Origin of the sequence: Flavobacterium sp. LM5 (assembly GCF_002017945.1) — a bacterium.
GTDB lineage: Bacteria > Bacteroidota > Bacteroidia > Flavobacteriales > Flavobacteriaceae > Flavobacterium > Flavobacterium succinicans.
This window is the reverse complement of sequence record NZ_MUFX01000053.1, coordinates 1-3875: the sequence shown is the minus strand read 5'-3', so window position 1 is coordinate 3875 and position 3875 is coordinate 1. Positions and strand designations below refer to the sequence as shown.

The window sequence follows — 3875 nt, the reverse complement described above, 5'->3', positions numbered from 1 at the left end:
TTGACAAATGATTTAAACTAATGAAATTTTCTAATGTTAATGCAAGGTGGTTTGATGTTTGAAATTTCTAATCTTTGCTATCAACTGATTTACATTTAAAGATGTTGCTCTTTTGATATTTTCTAAAATAGTTTCTTTTGCTTTCTTTTCTAAAATAACTGAACATCCTAAAGGTAAATGAGGGAAATCATCTTCTATTTCCTTCTGAACAGATGTCGTTGTTTTGCCGATTAGAGCTCTAAATTTACTTTCAAAATCATATTCAGGTCTTGAGTTACCTACGAAATCTAAAACAGTCAAACAATCTTTTCCTTCTGCTAAACGCAAACCACGTCCTAATTGTTGAAGAAAAACAGTTAAACTTTCTGTTGGCCTTAAAAACAAAACAGTATCAATTTCTGGAATATCAACACCTTCATTGAAAATATCAACTACAAATAAGTAATTGAATTCTTTTTTCTTGAATTGTGCTCTAATTCTTTCTCTTTCATTTGAATTTTTACTCGTTAAACATTCAGCTTTTATTCCGCTAAATTGAACTTTTCTGTCATAAAAAGAGCATGCTCTTGAGTAACACAAAATCCAATAGCTCTGACATCATTTAGGTCGTTTGTGTATTTTTCAAGATTTGAAATTATTTGTCCAACTCTCACATCGTTTTTTGTGTATAAGCTTGTCAACTCACTGGCAACATACTTTCCTTTTTCCCATTTCACGTTTGTTAAGTCAATACTATCTGTTATTCCAAAATATTGAAATGGACATAATAATTTTTTGTTTAGTGCTTCTGGTAGCCTAGTTTCAGCAGCAATACGATTGCAAAAATCTTCCAAAATATCTTCACCGTCCATTCTTTCAGGAGTAGCTGTTAGTCCAGCAGCACTTTCGGCTTGAAGTAATTAATTATAGGGCGATAGGTTGCGGCTGAAATATGATGTACTTCATCAACTATGATAAAATCATAATAATCAGGTGAAAGTTTGATGTCTTTAAGTCTATTATTCAACGTTTGAACCGAAGCAAAAACATATTCATTTGAATAGGGTTCTAATCCGTCAACCATAAATCACCGAAATTGTTATCTTTTAAAACGCCTTGAAAAGTAGCTTTTGCTTGCTGCAAAATTTCTTTTCTATGTGCGACAAAAAGTAATTTTGAAGATTCATTATTATTTCTGAAATTTTTATAATCGAAAGCAGAAATAACTGTTTTTCCTGTCCCTGTTGCAGCCACTAAAAGATTTCTGTATCTATTGTGTACTGACCTTTCCACTTCTAATTTTTCAAGTATTTCACTTTGATAGGGGAAAGGTTTAATATCAAAATAAGAAGTTGTAAAAGTATATTCTTTTGAAAATTTCCCTTGTTTTAAAGCTTCAACTAATTTTACGGAATGAATATTTTTATCATATAATTCAAATTCAGCATTTTGCCAATAGGCTTCGAATGTTTTCTTGAACTTGTCAATGATATGACCAACTTCTTTGGTAGTCACTTTTAAATTCCATTCTAATCCATCAGTTAATGCCGAACGAGAAAAGTTGGATGATCCAATGTAGCCTGTATGGAAACCCGTTTTTCTTTGAAACAAATACGCTTTCGCATGTAATCTTTCATTACCAGTGTTATAGGATACTTTGACTTCTGTATTTTTTAATGATGACAAAAACTCCACTGCTTTTGCGTCCGTTGCTCCAATGTAAGTAGTTGTGATTACTCTCAATTTGCCACCTCTTTCAGTAAATTCTTTTAGTTCTCTTTCAAGAATTCTAATGCTTTCCATTTTATGAATGAAACTAGTAAATCAATTTCATCCGATGATAAAATTTCTTTTCTTAATTCACTTTCTAAAGTTGTGCCTGAATTGCCACCTGTAAATAGTTCACTATGAATTAATCTTGTGAAGCTGTAATTTCTTTAGATGTAGAATCTTAATCAGTTAAATCTATCCACTTAGAAATACACTTTCACAAGATTAATTCATAGTGAACTATTTACAGGTGGCAATTCAGGCACAACTTTAGAAAGTGAATTAAGAAAAGAAATTTTATCATCGATGAAATTGATTTACTAGTTTCATTCATAAAATGGAAAGGCATTAGAATTCTTGAAAGAGAACTAAAAGAATTTACTGAAAGAGGTGGCAAATTGAGAGTAATCACAACTACTTACATTGGAGCAACGACGCAAAAGCAGTGGAGTTTTTGTCATCATTAAAAAATACAGAAGTCAAAGTATCCTATAACACTGGTAATGAAAGATTACATGCGAAAGCGTATTTGTTTCAAAGAAAAACGGGTTTCCATACAGGCTACATTGGATCATCCAACTTTTCTCGTTCGGCATTAACTGATGGATTAGAATGGAATTTAAAAGTGACTACCAAAGAAGTTGGTCATATCATTGACAAGTTCAAGAAAACATTCGAAGCCTATTGGCAAAATGCTGAATTTGAATTATATGATAAAAATATTCATTCCGTAAAATTAGTTGAAGCTTTAAAACAAGGGAAATTTTCAAAAGAATATACTTTTACAACTTCTTATTTTGATATTAAACCTTTCCCCTATCAAAGTGAAATACTTGAAAAATTAGAAGTGGAAAGGTCAGTACACAATAGATACAGAAATCTTTTAGTGGCTGCAACAGGGACAGGAAAAACAGTTATTTCTGCTTTCGATTATAAAAATTTCAGAAATAATAATGAATCTTCAAAATTACTTTTTGTCGCACATAGAAAAGAAATTTTGCAGCAAGCAAAAGCTACTTTTCAAGGCGTTTTAAAAGATAACAATTTCGGTGATTTATGGTTGACGATTAGAACCCTATTCAAATGAATATGTTTTTGCTTCGGTTCAAACGTTGAATAATAGACTTAAAGACATCAAACTTTCACCTGATTATTATGATTTTATCATAGTTGATGAAGTACATCATATTTCAGCCGCAACCTATCGCCCTATAATTAATTACTTCAAGCCGAAAGTGCTGCTGGACTAACAGCTACTCCTGAAAGAATGGACGGTGAAGATATTTTGGAAGATTTTTGCAATCGTATTGCTGCTGAAACTAGGCTACCAGAAGCACTAAACAAAAAATTATTATGTCCATTTCAATATTTTGGAATAACAGATAGTATTGACTTAACAAACGTGAAATGGGAAAAAGGAAAGTATGTTGCCAGTGAGTTGACAAGCTTATACACAAAAAACGATGTGAGAGTTGGACAAATAATTTCAAATCTTGAAAAATACACAAACGACCTAAATGATGTCAGAGCTATTGGATTTTGTGTTACTCAAGAGCATGCTCTTTTTATGACAGAAAAGTTCAATTTAGCGGGAATAAAAGCTGAATGTTTAACGAGTAAAAATTCAAATGAAAGAGAAAGAATTAGAGCACAATTCAAGAAAAAAGAATTCAATTACTTATTTGTAGTTGATATTTTCAATGAAGGTGTTGATATTCCAGAAATTGATACTGTTTTGTTTTTAAGGCCAACAGAAAGTTTAACTGTTTTTCTTCAACAATTAGACGTGGTTTGCGTTTAGCAGAAGGAAAAGATTGTTTGACTGTTTTAGATTTCGTAGGTAACTCAAGACCTGAATATGATTTTGAAAGTAAATTTAGAGCTCTAATCGGCAAAACAACGACATCTGTTCAGAAGGAAATAGAAGATGATTTCCCTCATTTACCTTTAGGATGTTCAGTTATTTTAGAAAAGAAAGCAAAAGAAACTATTTTAGAAAATATCAAAAGAGCAACATCTTTAAATGTAAATCAGTTGATAGCAAAGATTAGAAATTTCAAACATCAAACCACCTTGCCATTAACATTAGAAAATTTCATTAGTTTAAATCATTTGTCAATCGAAAC

Annotated in this window: 7 protein-coding genes and 1 pseudogene; 4 read left to right on the top strand and 4 right to left on the bottom strand. The window is 31.3% G+C overall.

Annotated features, from left to right (window positions below; all coding sequences use genetic code 11):
- Positions 1-36 precede the first annotated feature (36 nt).
- The 4 genes from BXU11_RS18310 to BXU11_RS18300 are packed head-to-tail and all read right to left on the bottom strand — an operon-like array spanning position 37 to position 1782.
- Positions 37-579, bottom strand: a complete 543-nt coding sequence (locus BXU11_RS18310) for a helicase-related protein (protein WP_223253794.1) — start codon at positions 577-579, stop codon at positions 37-39.
- Positions 522-851: a hypothetical protein gene (locus tag BXU11_RS18305; RefSeq protein ID WP_223253793.1), complete on the bottom strand. Its 330-nt coding sequence runs from the start codon at positions 849-851 to the stop codon at positions 522-524. Before BXU11_RS18305 ends, BXU11_RS18310 begins: the two co-directional genes overlap by 58 nt.
- A gap of 17 nt (positions 852-868) precedes the next feature.
- Positions 869-1063 (bottom strand): DEAD/DEAH box helicase family protein, encoded by a 195-nt coding sequence (locus tag BXU11_RS18525; protein WP_255373979.1) that lies wholly within the window; start codon positions 1061-1063, stop codon positions 869-871.
- The gene (locus BXU11_RS18300) at positions 1048-1782 is read right to left on the bottom strand and encodes a DEAD/DEAH box helicase family protein (RefSeq protein WP_255373978.1); all 735 of its coding nucleotides are present in this window, start codon (positions 1780-1782) and stop codon (positions 1048-1050) included. Before BXU11_RS18300 ends, BXU11_RS18525 begins: the two co-directional genes overlap by 16 nt.
- 421 nt (positions 1783-2203) lie before the next feature.
- Here BXU11_RS18300 and BXU11_RS18295 point away from each other — a divergent pair, with 421 nt between their 5' ends.
- From BXU11_RS18295 to BXU11_RS18285, 4 genes and pseudogenes are all read left to right on the top strand, one after another.
- Complete coding sequence (locus BXU11_RS18295; protein ID WP_255373977.1) at positions 2204-2836, top strand: DEAD/DEAH box helicase family protein; 633 nt, start codon at positions 2204-2206, stop codon at positions 2834-2836.
- 25 nt (positions 2837-2861) lie between these two features.
- Positions 2862-2999, top strand: a complete 138-nt coding sequence (locus tag BXU11_RS18520; protein WP_255373976.1) for a DEAD/DEAH box helicase family protein — start codon at positions 2862-2864, stop codon at positions 2997-2999.
- Between the two features lie 17 nt (positions 3000-3016).
- The gene (locus BXU11_RS18290; RefSeq protein WP_223253792.1) at positions 3017-3550 is read left to right on the top strand and encodes a DEAD/DEAH box helicase; all 534 of its coding nucleotides are present in this window, start codon (positions 3017-3019) and stop codon (positions 3548-3550) included.
- Positions 3541-3875 (top strand): annotated as a pseudogene (locus tag BXU11_RS18285) (DUF3427 domain-containing protein); the annotation flags it as partial. The gene BXU11_RS18290 and the pseudogene BXU11_RS18285, both read left to right, overlap by 10 nt.

Excerpts from the sequence above, each read along its gene's own strand:
- BXU11_RS18305 (WP_223253793.1), bottom strand. The coding sequence starts at position 851 with ATGGACGGTGAAGATATTTTGGAAGATTTTTGCAATCGTATTGCTGCT.
- BXU11_RS18525 (WP_255373979.1), bottom strand. The coding sequence starts at position 1,063 with ATGGTTGACGGATTAGAACCCTATTCAAATGAATATGTTTTTGCTTCG.
- BXU11_RS18290 (WP_223253792.1), top strand. The coding sequence starts at position 3,017 with ATGGACGGTGAAGATATTTTGGAAGATTTTTGCAATCGTATTGCTGCT.
- BXU11_RS18300 (WP_255373978.1), bottom strand. The coding sequence starts at position 1,782 with ATGGAAAGCATTAGAATTCTTGAAAGAGAACTAAAAGAATTTACTGAA.